The sequence below is a fragment of the Microcella sp. genome (genome assembly GCF_030645145.1).
Taxonomy (GTDB): Bacteria; Actinomycetota; Actinomycetes; order Actinomycetales; family Microbacteriaceae; genus Microcella.
Window position 1 is genome coordinate 1 of sequence record NZ_JAUSMI010000098.1, and the last position, 15,401, is coordinate 15,401.

Sequence of the window (15,401 nt, forward strand, 5' to 3'; positions counted from 1 at the left end):
TTGAGGCCGACCAGCCCGCACGCCGAGGCCGGGATGCGGATGCTGCCGCCGCCGTCGCTCCCGGGCGCGAACGGCAGGAGGCCCGCGGCGACCGCGGCGGCGGCGCCGCCGCTCGACCCACCGGCGCCGCGCGAGAGGTCGTACGGGTTCCGGGCGGGCGGCGCGACGAGCGACTCCGTGTAGGAGGCGAGCCCGTACTCGGGGGCCGCCGTCGCGCCGACGCTCACGGCGCCGGCGGCATCGAGCTGCGCGACGAGCTCGTGCGACTCGGTCGCGACCGCGTCCGCGTGGAGCCGAGAGCCGAAGGTCGTGCGCCGGCCCGCGCGCGGCACGAGCTCCTTGTCCGCGAAGGGGATCCCCCAGAGCGGCGCGGTGCGCGGCACCGAGGTCTCGACCTCGCGCGCACTTGCGCGCGCGCGGTCGGCCTCGACGACCGTGAGAGCCCCGAGCTCGGGGTTCAGTCGCTCGATGCGCGCGAGGTAGTGCTCGAGGAGCTCGCTCGGCGAGGTCCGCCTCGCGTGCAGCCATTCCCGCTGCTCGAGGGCGCTCAGATGGTGGAGTTCGAACACCCTCGCGAGCCTAGCGAGCGGGCCCGTGCAACGATTCGGCAACGAAGGCCCGCCGCCGGTGCCCGAGGGTCCCCGCGCGGAGGGGAGGCGGCGGGACGGCTGTTAGATTCGCGCCGACGACCTCGCAGCCTAGGAGTGCCATGACCCCGATCCGCCTGCTCTCGAGCGCCACGGCCCTCGCTCTCGCCCTCGGCCTCGCCGGCTGCGCGAGCGAGCCGGAGGAGCCCGCGGCGGTCGAGACGGTCGAGCCCACCGTCGAGCCGACGGTCGAGCCGACCGCCGCCCCGGCGCCCGTCGACCTCACCTTCACGATGCCGGCCGACTGCACCGCGATCCTCCCCGAGGCGCGGGTCGAGTCGTTCCTCGACCAGGGCATCTCGCTCGTCGGGGGCCCCGGCACCGAGATCGGCGCCACGTACCTCCCCGAGCCGACGCGCGAGGAGGCCGCGGGAGGGATCAGCTGCTTCTACGAGGACGAGGCCCGGCCGAACATCGCCGCCTTCACCCTCAGCGTGGCCCCCGTCTCGACGTCGACGCGCGCCCAGATCGTGACCGACCTCACCTCGCAGGGCCTCAACGAGGGTGCGACGACGAACGGCGACGCGACCTTCTGGGTGCTCGGCGACGAGGAGGGCCCGGGCGCCGTGCACCACGTCGTCACGGACGATGCCTGGATCTCGGTCGTCACGCTGCTCGGCGGCGAGGTCTTCTACGAGGAGGCCGTCGTCATCGCCGGCGACATCCTCGACGTCGTCTACGACTGACCCGCCCGCCGGGTCGCCCCGCGCGTCAGCGCTTCTTGAGCGACTTCTGCAGCATCACGATGCCGAGCCAGCGCTCGAACTTGAAGCCGACCCTCGCCATCTCGCCGGTCTTCGTGAAGCCGAACTGCTCGTGCAGGGCGATCGACGCCTCGGCTCCGCGGTCGGCGATGACCGCGATGACCTCCTTGATGCCGGCGGCGCGCGAGCGCTCCAGAAGCTCGCCGAGCAGAGCGCGCCCGAGCCCCTTGCCCGTGGACGCGGGGCCGAGGTAGATCGAGTTCTCGACCGTGAAGCGGTAGGCCGCCTTCTCCTTCCACGGGTACACGTACGCGAAGCCGAGGATGACGCCCGCGGGCGACTCGGCGACGAGGAAGGGGTGGCCGAGCGCGCGCACCTTCGCGAACTTCGTCTTGAGCGCCCGGAGGGTCCACGGCTTCTCGTCGAAGGTCACCGTCGAGTTCGCCACGTAGTGGTTGTAGATCTCGCGCACCCAGGGCAGATCGGCCTCGGTCGCCTCGCGGATCGTGTACGCGAACGGCGCCTCCGGCTCCGGCTGCTTCCGCAGGTGGGGCGGCAGCACGCGTCGCGGTTGGTACTCCTCCTCCAGCACGGGGCCAGTCTAGGCGGGCAGCGTCCAGTCCACGGCGGCGCCGCCCTGCCCGACGAGGAGGGCGTTCGCGCGCGAGAACGGCCGCGAGCCGAAGAATCCCGTGCGCGCCGACAGGGGGCTGGGATGCGCGCTCGCGACGACGGGGACGTCGCCGAGCAGAGGCTGCGCCGACTGCGCATCGCGGCCCCACAGGATGGCCACGAGAGGGCCTCCCCGCTCCGCGAGCGCGCGCACCGCGCATCCCGTCACCTCCTCCCAGCCCCGCCCGCGATGCGAGCCCGGCGACCCGGGCCGCACCGTGAGAACGCGGTTGAGCAGCAGCACCCCCTGCCGCTGCCAGGCCGAGAGGTCGCCGTGCTCGGGGGTCGGCGCGCCGAGGTCGTCGCGCAGCTCGCGGTGGATGTTGACGAGGCTGCGCGGGAGCGGACGGACGGCCCGGTCGACGGCGAAGCTCAGCCCGACCGGGTGACCCGGCGTCGGGTACGGGTCCTGACCGAGGAGGAGCACGCGGACCTCGGAGAGCGGCGTGCGGAAGGCCCGCAGCACGAGCGAGGCGTCGGGCAGGAACGGCGAGCCCGCCGCGGCCTCCGTCTCGAGCTCGGCGAGGAGGGCGACGGCGCGGTCGGCGACGGGGGCGAGCGCGTCGGCCCAGTCGGGGGCCACGAGCCCCGTGAGCGGGTTCGGCTGGTCCGCCGTGCCGGGCACTCCGGCTAGCCCTCGCGCACCCGCAGCGGCTCGCGCACGAGCTTGTGCTGCGCGGCCTGCGCGACGGGGCGGATGGTCACCTCGTCGAGGTTGACGTGGCTCGGCAGCTCGATCGCGTGGACGATCGCCGCGGCGACGTCCTCCGCGACCAGCGGATGCTCGACTCCGGCGTAGAGGGCCTCGACCTTGCCGTGGTCGCCGCCGAAGCGCTTCGCCGCGAACTCCTCCGTGCGCACCATGCCCGGCGCGATCTGCACGACGCGCAGCGGCTCGCCCGCGAGCTCGAGACGCAGAGCGCCCAGCAGGCCGCGGAGAGCGAACTTCGCGGCGTTGTAGGCGCCGCCTCCCTCGTAGGCGACCTGGCCGGCCGTCGAGGTGACGGCGACGATGTCGCCCGAGCCGCGCTCGACCGCGCCGAGCCGGAGCGACGGCAGGAGGGCGGAGATCGCGGCCTGCGCGGTGAGGACGTTCGTCGCGAAGGATGCGGCGAGCACCTCGGAGGTGACCGTCGCGACCGGGTCGGTGCCGATGGCTCCGCCCGCGTTCGCGACGAGGGCGTGCAGGGGGCCGGCCGCGCGCACCCGCTCGGCCAGGGCATCCACGTCGCTCTCGACGGTCAGGTCGGCGACGACGATCGCGCAGCCGGTCTCGTCGGCGAGCGCCGCGAGCCGATCGGCCCGGCGGGCGACGGCGGTGACCTCCCAGCCGTGCGCGCGCAGCAGGCGCACGGTCGCGGCGCCGATGCCGGAGCTCGCGCCCGTGACGACGGCGCGCAAGGTCGGAACGGAGGGCGAGTCGGTCATGCGGCAACGCTACTCCCGCGATCGGGGTGCTGGCCTAGCCTGGGCGGATGAGCACGACGACCACGACGACGCCCTCGACCGGCCGGGTGCGGCCCCCGCGCGAGCGCGTGCCGTTCTGGGACAACGCGCGCTTCGTCTGCATCGCGCTCGTGGTCGCGGGGCATGCGATCCAGCGCCTGACGTACGAGAGCGACAACGCGCTCGTCGTCTACCTCTTCATCTACGCCTTCCACATGCCGGCGTTCGCGATCATCAGCGGCTACTTCTCGAAGTCGGGCCCGCCGTCCGCGCGGCAGATGCAGCGGGTGATCACCGACATCCTGCTGCCCTACGTGATCATGGAGACGATCTGGACCCTCCTGCAGTTCGCGGCCTCCGGCACGCTCGCGGTCAACCCGACGACGCCGTCGTGGACGCTGTGGTTCCTGCTCGCGCTCGGAATCTTCCGGCTCGTGCTGCCCTACCTCGCGCTCATCCGCTGGCCGCTCCTGTGGGCGATCGTCTTCTCGGTCGGCGTGGGGTACCTCACGAACGTCGACTCGACCTTCTCGCTCTCGCGCGCGATCGGGATCCTCCCCTTCTTCGTCCTCGGCTGGAAGCTCAAGGAGTGGGGCCTCGTCGACCGCTGGCGGCTGGTCGAGCGGCAGACCGTCCCCGCGCGCCTCGTCGCCGTCGGCGTGCTCGTCGCGTGGGGCGCCGTCCTCGTGGCCTTCATCGACGTCTGGCGGGAGATGGATCTTCGGTTCTGGTTCTTCTACGACGACTCGTACGAGGGCCTCGGCGAGGATCAGTGGTGGGCCGGTGCCGTGCGCCTGCTGCTCATCGCCCTCGCGATGCTGCTCACCGCGGCGGTGTTCGTGCTCGTCCCGCGGCACGAGACGTGGATGACGGCGTTCGGCCAGTCGACGATGTACGTCTACCTGCTGCACTCGTTCGTGCTGTGGCCGATCCGCGAGTCGGGCGTCATCGGCGGCGAGAACTCGTCGTTCACGTGGCTGCTGGGCCTGCTCTTCGCGAGCGTCGCGATCACGGTGCTGCTCGCGAGCCCGTGGGTGAGGCGCCTGACGCGCCCGCTCATCGAGCCGAAGCCCTCGTGGATCTTCCGCCCCGCGGAGGAGACGAAGACCGGCCCGCTGCGCATCGGCCCCTCGCGCACCGACCCGACGGGCGCGCGCCGCCGCTGAGCGGGCGGCGTCGGCGCACGCGGGGGGCGAGCGCGTTACGGCGTGTGTCGCCGGCATTGACCGTCGGATGCCCGCCTCCGTAGCGTGGGCGTGCGCCGGCCGTCGACCGCCCGGCCAGCGACCCCACGAGGAGCAGCCCCGATGAGCGACTACCAGTTCGAGACGCTGCAGATCCACGCCGGCGCTCAGCCCGACCCGACCACGAACGCGCGCGCGACGCCGATCTACCGCTCGACGGCCTACGTCTTCAACGACGCGCAGCACGCCAAGAACCTCTTCGCGCTCGCCGAGTTCGGCAACATCTACACGCGCATCCAGAACCCCACGCAGGACGTCGTCGAGCAGCGCGTCGCCGCGCTCGAGGGCGGCACCGCGGCACTCCTGCTCGCCTCCGGTCAGGCCGCGACGACGTACGCGGTGCTCAACATCGCGCAGTCGGGCGACCACATCGTGTCGTCCTCGAGCATCTACGGCGGCACCTACAACCTCTTCAAGTACACCCTCGCGAAGCTCGGCATCGAGACGACCTTCGTCGAGGACCAGGACGACCCCGCCGCGTGGGCGGCCGCGGTGCGTCCGAACACCAAGCTCTTCTTCGGCGAGACGGTCGGCAACCCGAAGGTCAACATCCTCGACATCGAGAGCGTCGCCGCCGTCGCGCACGAGCACGGTCTCCCGCTCATCGTCGACAACACGATCGCGACCCCGTACCTCATCCGCCCCTTCGAGCACGGGGCCGACATCGTCGTCCACTCGGCGACGAAGTTCCTCGGCGGCCACGGAACCGTCCTCGGCGGCGTCATCGTCGACGGCGGGAAGTTCGCGTGGTCGCAGAACGCCGAGAAGTTCCCCGGCCTCACGCAGCCCGACCCCTCGTACCACGGCGCGAGCTACACGGGCGTGCTCGGCGACGGCATCGCGTACATCATCAAGGCGCGCGTGCAGCTGCTGCGCGACATCGGCGCGGCCGTCTCGCCCGACAACGCCTTCGCGCTCATCCAGGGCATCGAGACCCTGAGCCTGCGCATCGAGCGCCACGTCGAGAACGCGCTCGCGGTCGCCCGGTGGCTCGAGGCCCACCCGGACGTCGCGACGGTCGACTACTCGGGCCTCGAGACCAGCCCGTGGCACGCCGCGGCGCAGAAGTACGCCCCGCGCGGCGTCGGCGCCGTGCTGTCGTTCGAGCTCAAGGGCGGCGTCGACGCCGGCCGGACGCTCGTCGACTCGGTCGAGCTGTTCAGCCACGTCGCCAACATCGGCGACGTGCGCAGCCTCATCATCCACCCCGCGTCGACCACGCACTCGCAGCTCACGCCCGAGCAGCAGCTCACGGCGGGCGTCACGCCCGGCCTCGTTCGGCTCTCGGTCGGGCTCGAGCACATCGACGACATCATCGCCGACCTCGAGGCCGGGTTCGCGGCCGCGCGCGCCGTCGTCGCGGCGAACCGCGAGGACTGACACCGGGCATCCGCCCCTCTCGACCGGGCCCCCGCCACGCGCTGGCGGGGGCCCGGCGTCGTCTGCGTCAGAATGAGAGTCGACATGGACTGGCAGACCTCCGAAGACACCGTCCCCTCGGCGTTCATCACCGAGGCGAACCGGCGCGCCCTGCGCGGCACCCCGCCCGTCACGGGGGCCTGGCGCGAGGGCGACGACGCGGGCGAGCGGCTGTTCGCGAACCTCGGCCCGCTCGAGCTGGAATCCGGAGCACGACTGCCCCACGTCCGCCTCGCCTACGAGACGTGGGGCGAACTGAACGCCGACGCGAGCAACGCCGTGCTCGTGTGCCACGCGCTCACGGGCGACAGCCACCTGACCGGCAAGCCGGGCCCCGGGCATCCGACCTCGGGGTGGTGGAGCGGCATCGTCGGCCCCGGACTTGCGATCGACACCGACCGCTTCTTCGTCATCGCGCCGAACATGCTCGGCGGCTGCCAGGGCTCGACGGGCCCCGCCTCGTTCTCGCCCGACGGCGCCGAGTGGGGCTCCCGCTTCCCGTACGTGACCATCCGCGACCAGGTCGCGGCGCAGCGGATGCTCGTCGACCAGCTCGGCGTCGAGCGCTTCTTCGCCGTCGTCGGCGGATCGATGGGAGGCATGCACGCGATCGAGTGGGCCGTCGCGCACCCCGAGCGCGTCGAGCGCCTCGCCGTGCTCGCCGCACCCGCGATCTCGAGCGCCGACCAGATCGCGCTCAACTCCGTCCAGCTCGAGGCGATCCGGATGGACCCGGCGTTCCGCGGCGGCGACTACTACGACGAGGCCGAGGGCCCGTACCGCGGCCTCGCCCTCGCGCGTCGGATGGCCCTGCTCAACTACCGCTCGCCCGACGAGCTCAACGAGCGCTTCGAGCGCTCGTGGCAGGGCGTGCTCGACCCGCTCGGCGGCGGCGGGCGCTTCGCCGTCGAGAGCTACCTCGACTTCCACGGCAACAAGTTCACGCGCCGCTTCGACGCCAACAGCTACGTGCGCCTCGTCGAGGCGATGAACTCGCACGATGTCACGCGCGGCCGCGGAACGCTCGCCGAGACGCTCGCGGTCGTCACCGCGCGCGCCCTCGTCCTCGGCATCGACACCGACCGACTCTTCCCCGTCGAGCAGCAGCAGGCGATCTCGGCGGCGCTGCCGTCGACGATCCACGGCTCGGGGGCCGTCGTGATCTCCTCCCCCTTCGGCCACGACGCGTTCCTCATCGAGAACGACCTCGTCGGCCCCCACCTGGCCGCGCTGCTCGCGAGCTGACATGCGCGCGCGCCCGCGTCGACCTGCCGCGCGCACGGCGAGGGCGATCGCGGCCGTCGCGATCGTCGCGCTCGGACTGGGCGTCGCCGGATGCGCGGCCGCGCCCGCAGCGGATCCCCCGCCGAGCGCGCCCCCTCCCCCGGGCCTCCCCGTCTCGACCGACGCGATCGCCGTCGTCATGGAGGTCTACCGCACCCGCATCGACCCGTCGCGCGACGGGATCCAGCTCTCGGTGACCAATGAGGGGGATGCCCCGCTCGCGCTCGACGGGGCCCGACTCGAGTCGCCCCTCCTGAGCGCCGCGCTCGAGCGCTCCGACGACGCCGTCATCCCCGCCGGCGCGACGCGGGATCTCCCGATGACCCTCGTCGACCCCCGCTGCCCCGCTCTCGCCGAGCCGGCCGCACCCGCCGAGCCCGCCGCTCCCGACGCCGTGCTGCTCGTCCCGCTCGCCGACGGCTCGGTCGCCGAGCTGCGCGTGCCGACGACCGACCGCATCGGTCAGTGGGCCGCGTGGCTCGAGGGCGCGTGCTTCGCGCAGGCCGTCGGCGAGCGCGTCGAGCTCGCGGTGCGCGCGGGCGGCCCGGGAGCCGGAGGCGGGACGATCGGGGTCGAGCTCGTCGTGCGGGCTCAGCCCGGTCCGGTCGGCGGCGGCGGCGGCGCGGAGCTCGTGCGCCTGACGGGCGTGGGCGGCACCGTCCTGCTGGGGGCGCTCGACGGCGCCGGGGAGCGTGCGGAGGGCATCCCCCTCGATGTCGTGATCGACCCCGCGAGCCCGCCGGATGCGCCGATCGTCGTGCCGCTGCGCTTCTCGCCGAACCGCTGCGACGCCCACGCGATCGCCGACGACAAGCAGGGCACGCTCTTCCGGGTCGACGTCGCGCTCGGCGAGCGCACGGGCACCGTCACGGTCGTCTCCGAGGCCGCGACCAAGGAGGCGATCTACGCGGCGATCACCGCGGCCTGCGCTGCGGATGACTGACGCGCAGTGCAGGTGACAGACTGTCACTGGAGCGACCCGACGCTCCTCGACGGAGAAGCATGGACCTGATCGCGAAGGAGCGCCGCGCGCTCCTCCAGCGCGCCGCTCGGGCCTTCGGGCTGGCCGGCGTCGCGCTCACCGCGATCTGCGTGTCCCTCCCCGGGATCGTCGACCCGGACGTCCTGCCGTCGGTGCTCATCGTGCTCGCCGGCCAGGCCGCGGCGCTCGTCATGGTCGGGCGCTCGGGCAATCTCGGCTGGGTGATCCTGTCGATCGTGCTCGGCTGCGGCGCGCTCGCGCTCGCCCAGCTCCCGTGGGGCGAATCGGCGAACGTCGCCCTCCCGGTCTCGCTCGCGCCGCTCGGCGCCGCCGGTCTCGGCGCCATCGGCATGGTGCTGAGCGAGCGCACAGGCCGTTGGATCGTCTGGGCCCTCGGCGCTCTCGGCTCGAGCGTGCTCGTCGCGACCGCCGGCCCCACGCGCGGGCTCGTCTCGGTTCCCGCGATCGCGACCCTCGCCGGCTGGGTCATCACGCTCATCATCGGCATCTGGGTCACCGCGGGCGTGCAGCGCGCGATGCGCCGCATCGAGCAGATCGGACTCTCGCACCAGGCCGAGCGGCAGGCGAGCGAGCTCGAGGCGCAGCGCCGCCAGGGCGCCCGCCTTCTCCATGACACCGTGCTCGCGACGCTCACCCTGCTCGCCCACTCCGGCGTCGGCGTGAGCGAGGAGGCGCTCCGCCAGCAGGCCGAGGAGGACGCGCGCCTGCTGCGCCAGCTCCGGCTCGGCTCGACGCCCATGCCGCGCTTCTCGGGCTCCTACAGCCTCGAGCCGGTCGGCGAGACGACGCTCGGCACGACGCTCGAGTCGGTCAAGCAGCGCTTCCTCCGCATGGGGCTCACCGTGCGATGGCACGGCACGGGGCACGTGCTCCTCCCGAACGACGTCCTCGACGCCTTCCTGCTCGCCCTCGCCGAGTGCCTCGAGAACGTCCGCAGGCACGCGGGCGTCGAGGAGGCCGACGTGACGATCACCGAGAGCGACGACATCGTGCGCGCCGTCGTCACCGACGCGGGCGTCGGCTTCTCGCCCGAGTCCATCAGCCCCGACCGCCTCGGCTTCCGAGAGTCGGTCGTCGCCCGCCTCGGCAACGTCGGCGGCAGCGCGCGCGTCTTCTCGACCCCCGGCGCGGGCACCACGGTCATGCTGGAGGTGCCGCGCCGATGAGCTCCTCGCGCACCGGCCTCCGCTACACGCTCCCGGAGGAGAGCACCCTCGGCGGGAGCATCCGTCGCGCCGGCGCGCGCTCGTCGGTGCGCCGCGGCACCGCGACCTCCACGCACGCCTCCGCTCTCGGCTCCGGCTTCCTCGGCATCGGCATGGCGATCATCGCCGCCCTGCAGTCGATCCTCGGCGTCGGCCTGTTCTTCCTCCGCGCCGAGGAGTACCCGAGCCTCCTCCCGGGCCTCGGCGCCTGGCTGCTGCTGCTCGTCACCTTCCTCGGGCTCATCGTGACGATCTCGGCGACGGGCGAGCGACTGCCCGACTGGCTCTACGGCTTCTTCCTCGCCGCCCTCGCTGCGGTCGTCTGGCTCGACTTCATGACGATCGCGCCGCTCGGCGACATCGGCCGGTACGCGACCGCCTCGGTGAGCGCGGGCTTCGTCCTCCTCATCGTCGTCACCCTGCGAGCCGGGTGGGAGGTGCTCGTCGCGACGGCCGCGCTCGGCGTCGCTTTCATCGTCGCGATCATGCTCACGACGCCGCTCACGCCCGTCACGATCCCCCACCAGCTCGTGACGCTCGCCCTCGCGGTCGCCCCCGGCATCACGGGCGTCCTGCTCGTCGCGGGCTTCGAGCGGATGCTCAAGCGCGAGCTCGACCGCGTCCTCGTCCAGTCGACCGTGACCGCGCCGCGACTCGCGGTCGGCATGCTCGCCTCCGAGGAGCTCGCGCGCCTCGACCTCGCCGCGGAGGAGCTCCTCGACGCCGTCGCCGTCGGCGGCACCCCCCTGCCGCTGCCGCCGGAGTACTCCTCGCGCGCCGCGACCCTCGCGACCGAGCTGCGTCTGCACCTCCTCGAGGGTCGTCGCGAGACCTGGCTCTTCCACGCCGTCGCCGAGTCGGAGCAGCTCGGCCGCCGCGTGACCATCAGCGACCCCGGCACGCTCGCGGGCCTCCTCGACGACGTCCAGCGCGACGCGCTGCTGGCGGCGCTGTGGATGCTCGGGGCCGATCCGCTCGGATCGACGCCCGCCGAGTCGGTCACTGTCGAGCTCGGCCCCATGACGAGCGGGCGCGTCGACGTCGACGGCCGCTCGATCATCCCGATCCACCTCGAGATCACGGGCCTGCGGCGGAATCGCGTCGATCCGGGTGTGTGGGAGGCCCTGGACCGGGTCGGCCGGTACAGTGACAGCACGGCATCGAGCATCGTCCGCATCGAGATCGACTGCCCCGTCGAGAATCCTGTCGACGCGGGCCGCACGACCTGAGCCAGGGCGAGACGCGCACCCGAAGCGCGCGAGCCCGCAGCAGAAGCACCGGAGCACCTGCTCACCGAGTCGAAGGACGCGAAACATGGCACCAGGTAGCGACCCCATCCGTCTGGCCCTCGTCGACGACCACCGCATGCTCCTCGGAGCCCTGACCGAGTGGATCCGCCAGGCGGCCGACGACATCTCGATGGTCGCCGCGGTCGCGAGCTGGCCCGAGCTCCTCGCCCACCCCGAGTTCCCCGTGGAGGTCGTCCTGCTCGACCTCGACCTCAAGGACAACATCCCCGTCTCGCTCAAGATCCAGACCCTGCGCGCCACGGGCGTCGCGGTCGTCCTCATGAGCACCTACTCCGAGCCCAACGTCGTGCGCGAGGCGCTCAACGCCGGCGCGCTCGGCTACCTCGTCAAGAGCGAGGACGCGGGCATGATCGTCGAGGCGATCCGCGCCGCGAAGGCCGGCGAGTCGTTCGTCTCGGCCGAGCTCGACCTCGCGCTCAACGCCGCCGACGTCGGCGGCTCCCCCCGTCTGAGCGCGCAGGAGCGCCGCGTCATGGCCCTCTACGGCGCCGGCGAGCCCGTCAAGGCCGTCGCGTACCAGCTCGGCATCTCGGAGGAGACCGCGAAGAGCTACCTCAAGCGCATCCGCGAGAAGTACCGCATCGCGGGCATCGACGTCGGCACGAAGGTGGGGCTGCGCAAGCAGGCCATCGCCGACGGCATCCTCGTCGACGCGCCGGGAACCTTCACCGCCTAGGGGCTCCCTCAGCGGCGCCCCGCTCGCTCAGACGGCCGCGGCTGCGCGCCGCTCCATCGCCACGCTCACGACGGCGAGCACCGCGCCGCCGAGCGCGAGAGCGAGCCCGACCCACGCCGGCGCGAGGTATCCCCAGCCGGCGGCCACGACGAGTCCGCCGAGGAACGCTCCGCTCGCGTTGCCGAGATTGAGGGCCGAGTGGTTGAGGGCCGCGGCGAGCGTCTGCGAGCGGCCCGCGACATCCATCAGCCGGGTCTGGATGATCGGGCTCACGGTCGCCGCAGCGAACCCGACGAGGAACGTCGCGACGAATAGCCCGACGACGGTGCCGCCGACGACGCCGAGCAGCAGGAGCGACCCGATGAGGGCCGCGAAGCCCTGGAACATCGCCCGCACCGTGCCGCCGTCGGCGAGCCGGCCGCCGACGAGGTTGCCGATCGTCATCGCGACGCCGGTCGTGATGAGGATGATCGGCACGACACCCGCGGGCAGGCCGACGAGCTCGGTGACCATGGGCGCGATGTACGTGTACATGGCGAAGAACCCGCCGAAACCGATCGCGCCGACGCCGAGCGAGATCCAGACCTGGGGGCGCGCGAACGCGCTGAGCTCGGAGCGCACCGTCGACGTCGGATCGCCCGGCTGCCACGGCACGAGGGCGCGGATCGCCACGAAGGTCGCCGCGAAGAGCGCCGCGACGAGCAGGTACGCCGGGCGCCAGCCCGCGTTCTGCCCCACCCAGGTGATGACCGGAACGCCGATGACGGTCGCGACGGTGAGACCCGACAGCACGAGCGCGACGCCCTGGCCGCGCTTGCCGGGCCCCATGAGGTCGGCGGCGACGAGGGCGGCGATCCCGAAGTAGGCGCCGTGCGGCAGAGCGGCGACGAATCGCGCGGCGAGCACGGTCTCGAAGGTCGGCAGCGTCGCCGACGCGATGGTGCCGAGGGTGAAGGCGGCCGCGAGCCACAGCAGCAGCGTGCGCCGCGGAACGCGGGCCGCGAACGCCGCGATCGTGGGCGCGCCCACGACGACGCCGAGCGCGTAGGCGGTGATGAGCCAGCCGGCCTGCGCGATCGCGACGTCCGGATTTTGGGCGTGGATGCCCGGCAGCAGGTCGATCGCGAGCTCGGGCAGCAGCCCCATCGCCACGAACTCGGTCGAGCCGATGCCGAAGCCGCCGAGACTCAGGGCCAGCAGGGCCGCGATGACGCGGCGGCGGCTGAGCGGGCTCCCGTGCCGATCGCGGGCGACGAACCCCTCCTCGGGGTCGAGAACGGGCACGGGGGCGGTGGGGAAGCTCACGGGACCTCTTCGACGATGGGGGACTCGGACATCCTATCGAAACGATTCGATCGGCTCGGTCATTCCCGTCGTCGCTCCATCCTCCGAGGGATGGGCGGTCGATCAGCCGCCGAAGCGGTACCAGTGGCGCACGTGGTCGCGGTCGTGCCGCGCCTGCCAGAACTCGATCTCGGTCGGGCTCAGCGCCCACGCCGCCCAATCGGGGTTCGCGTCGCCCGTGCTCGCGGGTCGGGCGCGCCAATCGGCCGCGGCGACTTCGCTCGAGAGCTCCTCGACCTCGCCCGTCACGCGGACCTGACGGCCGCGGGCCGGCCAGTAGAACGTCATCGAGGCGAAGGGGTTGGCGGCGAGGTCGACGCCCTTGCGGGTCGAGCGCGCGCCGGCGAACACCCAGAGGCCGTCGACGAGGTCCTTGAGGATGAGCGTGCGCGCGGTCACGTGGCCGGTGGGGCCGGCCGTCGAGAGCGTGAAGGCGTGCGGCTGGAGCACGTCGTGCGCGAGCGCGTCGTCGAGCCAGGCGACGAAGAGCTGCTGCGGGTCGGCGGGCGCGGAAGCCGGGTCGAAGGCCGGGAGGTCGGCGGGGAAGTCGGGCAGTGCTCGCAGGCGGTCGCGCTGGGACTCGATCATGGCGTCAGCGTAGACCGGGCATCCGCGCCGGGGCGAGAGCGCGTGCGCGCGCCGGAGCGACGCGCGGCCGCAGCGGAGCGGCCGGGCGGGACGTGCGGGCTACGCGCTCTTCTCGCGGCGCACGGGGCGGCGCGGCACGATCGTCGGCGCGGCGTTCTCGAGCACGGCGGCCCGCGTGACGACGACGCGCGCGACCTGGTCGTTCGACGGCACCTCGAACATGATCGGGCCGAGGACCTCCTCGAGGATCGCCCGCAGGCCGCGGGCGCCGGTCTGGCGCAGCACGGCGAGGTCGGCGATCGAGTCGAGGGCGTCCTGCTCGAACTCGAGCTCGACGCCGTCGATCTCGAACATGCGCTGGTACTGGCGCACGAGCGCGTTGCGCGGCGTCGTGAGGATGTCGATGAGCGCCGAGCGGTCGAGCGGCGAGACGGTCGTGACGACGGGCAGGCGGCCGATGAACTCGGGGATGAGGCCGAACTTGTGGAGGTCCTCCGGGAGGACCTCGCTGAAGATGTTCTTCTCCTGCGCCTTGTCGTGCAGCGGGGCGCCGAAGCCGATGCCGCGCTTGCCCGCGCGCTGGCTGATGATGTCCTCCAGGCCGGCGAAGGCGCCCGCGACGATGAACAGGACGTTCGTCGTGTCGATCTGGATGAACTCCTGATGCGGGTGCTTGCGGCCGCCCTGCGGCGGGACGCTCGCGACCGTGCCCTCGAGGATCTTCAGGAGCGCCTGCTGCACGCCCTCGCCCGAGACGTCGCGCGTGATCGACGGGTTCTCGGCCTTGCGGGCGATCTTGTCGACCTCGTCGATGTAGATGATGCCCGTCTCGGCGCGCTTGACGTCGTAGTCGGCGGCCTGGATGAGCTTGAGGAGGATGTTCTCGACGTCCTCCCCCACGTAGCCGGCCTCGGTGAGCGCGGTCGCGTCGGCGACGGCGAAGGGCACGTTGAGGCGCTTCGCGAGAGTCTGGGCGAGGTAGGTCTTGCCGCAGCCGGTCGGGCCGATGAGCAGGATGTTGCTCTTGGCGATCTCGACGTCGTCGGCGAGCTGGTCGGCCGCGGTGAGGGTCTGGCGGGCGCGGATGCGCTTGTAGTGGTTGTAGACGGCGACCGAGAGCGACTTCTTCGCCGCGACCTGGCCGATCACGTACTCCTCGAGGAAGGCGTAGATCTCCTTCGGCTTCGGGAGGTCGAACTCGGCCGTGGCCTGCTCGTTCGACTCGGCGAGGCGCTCCTCGATGATCTCGTTGCAGAGCTCGACGCACTCGTCGCAGATGTAGACGCCGGGGCCGGCGATGAGCTGCTGGACCTGCTTCTGGCTCTTCCCGCAGAACGAGCACTTGAGCAGGTCGGCGCTTTCTCCGATGCGGGCCATGGCGCCCTCCTCCCTGGTTGCACCCGAGCCTAGCCCGACGAACCGACGTTCGTGACGCACCGCGCGCCCCCGCGCGCCCGTCGCTCGCGGCCCTCGCTCCGAACACAACTCGACCCGCCGCCGCGGGCGTACCCTGGAAGGGACATGAGGATGCACGCCGACCTGGCCGCCCGACGCTCGCGCGTCGCCGCGTCGTGGATCGTCGCCCTCGTCGCCACGGTCATCGCGGCCTCCGCGCACACGCTCGCGGGCGGTGCCGCGCCGCACGCTCTCGCCCTCCTCCTCGGCGTCGGCGTCTCCGGCTTCCTCGGCATGACCGCCCTCTCCGCCCTCCGCGACGGCCGCCTCTCGCGCCTCGGCCTCGCGGGCGTCATCGCTCTCGATCAGGCCGTCTTCCACCTCGTCTTCTCGCTCCTGGGCCCGGCAGGCCGCGGCGCCGTCGCCCCGGGCGCGGATGCCCCCGCCGGGCACCCGGCGCACGG

Annotated in this window: 15 protein-coding genes and 1 pseudogene; 9 read left to right on the forward strand and 7 right to left on the reverse strand. The window is 72.7% G+C overall.

Translation table 11 applies throughout. The annotated features are described in order from the left end of the window. Window positions 1-569 (reverse strand): amidase (locus Q7T15_RS06805; RefSeq protein ID WP_304694598.1); only part of this gene is annotated, 569 nt, incomplete at its 3' end. Between the two features lie 140 nt (window positions 570-709). Between Q7T15_RS06805 and Q7T15_RS06810 the strand changes: the two genes are divergently transcribed. Next, window positions 710-1,333: a hypothetical protein gene (locus Q7T15_RS06810; protein WP_304694600.1), complete on the forward strand. Its 624-nt coding sequence runs from the start codon at window positions 710-712 to the stop codon at window positions 1,331-1,333. 25 nt (window positions 1,334-1,358) lie between these two features. Here Q7T15_RS06810 and Q7T15_RS06815 read toward each other — a convergent pair whose 3' ends face one another. From Q7T15_RS06815 to Q7T15_RS06825, 3 genes are read right to left on the reverse strand one after another with little or no spacing between them, the layout of a single operon-like run. Next, a complete protein-coding gene (locus tag Q7T15_RS06815) occupies window positions 1,359-1,943 on the reverse strand; it encodes a GNAT family N-acetyltransferase (protein WP_304694602.1) in 585 nt (194 codons plus the stop codon). Window positions 1,944-1,952: 9 nt separating this feature from the next. Further along, a complete protein-coding gene (locus tag Q7T15_RS06820) occupies window positions 1,953-2,648 on the reverse strand; it encodes a uracil-DNA glycosylase (protein WP_304694604.1) in 696 nt (231 codons plus the stop codon). Between the two features lie 5 nt (window positions 2,649-2,653). Continuing rightward, window positions 2,654-3,451: an SDR family oxidoreductase gene (locus Q7T15_RS06825; RefSeq protein WP_304694606.1), complete on the reverse strand. Its 798-nt coding sequence runs from the start codon at window positions 3,449-3,451 to the stop codon at window positions 2,654-2,656. A gap of 47 nt (window positions 3,452-3,498) precedes the next feature. On the opposite strand from Q7T15_RS06825, the gene Q7T15_RS06830 reads away from it, so the two are divergent. The 7 genes from Q7T15_RS06830 to Q7T15_RS06860 all read left to right on the forward strand — a co-directional run bounded on the left by Q7T15_RS06830 (window position 3,499) and on the right by Q7T15_RS06860 (window position 11,610). After that, window positions 3,499-4,635 (forward strand): acyltransferase family protein, encoded by a 1,137-nt coding sequence (locus Q7T15_RS06830; protein WP_304694608.1) that lies wholly within the window; start codon window positions 3,499-3,501, stop codon window positions 4,633-4,635. Between the two features lie 141 nt (window positions 4,636-4,776). After that, window positions 4,777-6,093: a bifunctional o-acetylhomoserine/o-acetylserine sulfhydrylase gene (locus tag Q7T15_RS06835; protein WP_304694610.1), complete on the forward strand. Its 1,317-nt coding sequence runs from the start codon at window positions 4,777-4,779 to the stop codon at window positions 6,091-6,093. A gap of 84 nt (window positions 6,094-6,177) precedes the next feature. Next, entirely contained in the window at window positions 6,178-7,377 is a 1,200-nt protein-coding gene (locus Q7T15_RS06840) for a homoserine O-acetyltransferase (RefSeq protein ID WP_304694612.1), read from the forward strand. Between the two features lies 1 nt (window position 7,378). Beyond that, on the forward strand, window positions 7,379-8,359 hold the full coding sequence (locus Q7T15_RS06845) for a hypothetical protein (protein WP_304694614.1): 981 nt from the start codon (window positions 7,379-7,381) through the stop codon (window positions 8,357-8,359). A 59-nt stretch (window positions 8,360-8,418) separates the two neighbouring features. Then, complete coding sequence (locus Q7T15_RS06850; protein ID WP_304694616.1) at window positions 8,419-9,585, forward strand: sensor histidine kinase; 1,167 nt, start codon at window positions 8,419-8,421, stop codon at window positions 9,583-9,585. Then, window positions 9,582-10,853 (forward strand): hypothetical protein, encoded by a 1,272-nt coding sequence (locus tag Q7T15_RS06855; RefSeq protein WP_304694618.1) that lies wholly within the window; start codon window positions 9,582-9,584, stop codon window positions 10,851-10,853. Before Q7T15_RS06850 ends, Q7T15_RS06855 begins: the two co-directional genes overlap by 4 nt. A gap of 85 nt (window positions 10,854-10,938) precedes the next feature. Further along, window positions 10,939-11,610 (forward strand): response regulator transcription factor, encoded by a 672-nt coding sequence (locus Q7T15_RS06860; protein ID WP_304694621.1) that lies wholly within the window; start codon window positions 10,939-10,941, stop codon window positions 11,608-11,610. 27 nt (window positions 11,611-11,637) lie between these two features. On the opposite strand, the gene Q7T15_RS06865 is transcribed toward Q7T15_RS06860, so the two are convergent. The 3 genes from Q7T15_RS06865 to clpX all read right to left on the reverse strand — a co-directional run bounded on the left by Q7T15_RS06865 (window position 11,638) and on the right by clpX (window position 14,919). Next, complete coding sequence (locus Q7T15_RS06865) at window positions 11,638-12,819, reverse strand: MFS transporter (RefSeq protein WP_304694627.1); 1,182 nt, start codon at window positions 12,817-12,819, stop codon at window positions 11,638-11,640. Between the two features lie 198 nt (window positions 12,820-13,017). After that, window positions 13,018-13,542 carry a pyridoxal 5'-phosphate synthase gene (locus tag Q7T15_RS06870; protein WP_304694623.1) on the reverse strand — a complete coding sequence of 175 codons (525 nt, stop codon included), beginning with the start codon at window positions 13,540-13,542 and terminating at the stop codon, window positions 13,018-13,020. A gap of 99 nt (window positions 13,543-13,641) precedes the next feature. Continuing rightward, window positions 13,642-14,919, reverse strand: coding sequence for an ATP-dependent Clp protease ATP-binding subunit ClpX (clpX, locus tag Q7T15_RS06875; protein WP_304694625.1), 1,278 nt, complete (start codon window positions 14,917-14,919; stop codon window positions 13,642-13,644). 144 nt (window positions 14,920-15,063) lie between these two features. Between clpX and Q7T15_RS06880 the strand changes: the two are divergent. Further along, window positions 15,064-15,401: pseudogene (locus Q7T15_RS06880) on the forward strand (hypothetical protein); the annotation flags it as partial.

Coding starts and splice junctions, on each gene's coding strand:
- Q7T15_RS06810 (WP_304694600.1), top strand. CDS start 710: ATGACCCCGATCCGCCTGCTCTCGAGCGCCACGGCCCTCGCTCTCGCC.
- Q7T15_RS06825 (WP_304694606.1), bottom strand. CDS start 3,451: ATGACCGACTCGCCCTCCGTTCCGACCTTGCGCGCCGTCGTCACGGGC.
- Q7T15_RS06830 (WP_304694608.1), top strand. CDS start 3,499: ATGAGCACGACGACCACGACGACGCCCTCGACCGGCCGGGTGCGGCCC.
- Q7T15_RS06835 (WP_304694610.1), top strand. CDS start 4,777: ATGAGCGACTACCAGTTCGAGACGCTGCAGATCCACGCCGGCGCTCAG.
- Q7T15_RS06840 (WP_304694612.1), top strand. CDS start 6,178: ATGGACTGGCAGACCTCCGAAGACACCGTCCCCTCGGCGTTCATCACC.
- Q7T15_RS06845 (WP_304694614.1), top strand. CDS start 7,379: ATGCGCGCGCGCCCGCGTCGACCTGCCGCGCGCACGGCGAGGGCGATC.
- Q7T15_RS06850 (WP_304694616.1), top strand. CDS start 8,419: ATGGACCTGATCGCGAAGGAGCGCCGCGCGCTCCTCCAGCGCGCCGCT.
- Q7T15_RS06855 (WP_304694618.1), top strand. CDS start 9,582: ATGAGCTCCTCGCGCACCGGCCTCCGCTACACGCTCCCGGAGGAGAGC.
- Q7T15_RS06860 (WP_304694621.1), top strand. CDS start 10,939: ATGGCACCAGGTAGCGACCCCATCCGTCTGGCCCTCGTCGACGACCAC.
- Q7T15_RS06870 (WP_304694623.1), bottom strand. CDS start 13,542: ATGATCGAGTCCCAGCGCGACCGCCTGCGAGCACTGCCCGACTTCCCC.
- clpX (WP_304694625.1), bottom strand. CDS start 14,919: ATGGCCCGCATCGGAGAAAGCGCCGACCTGCTCAAGTGCTCGTTCTGC.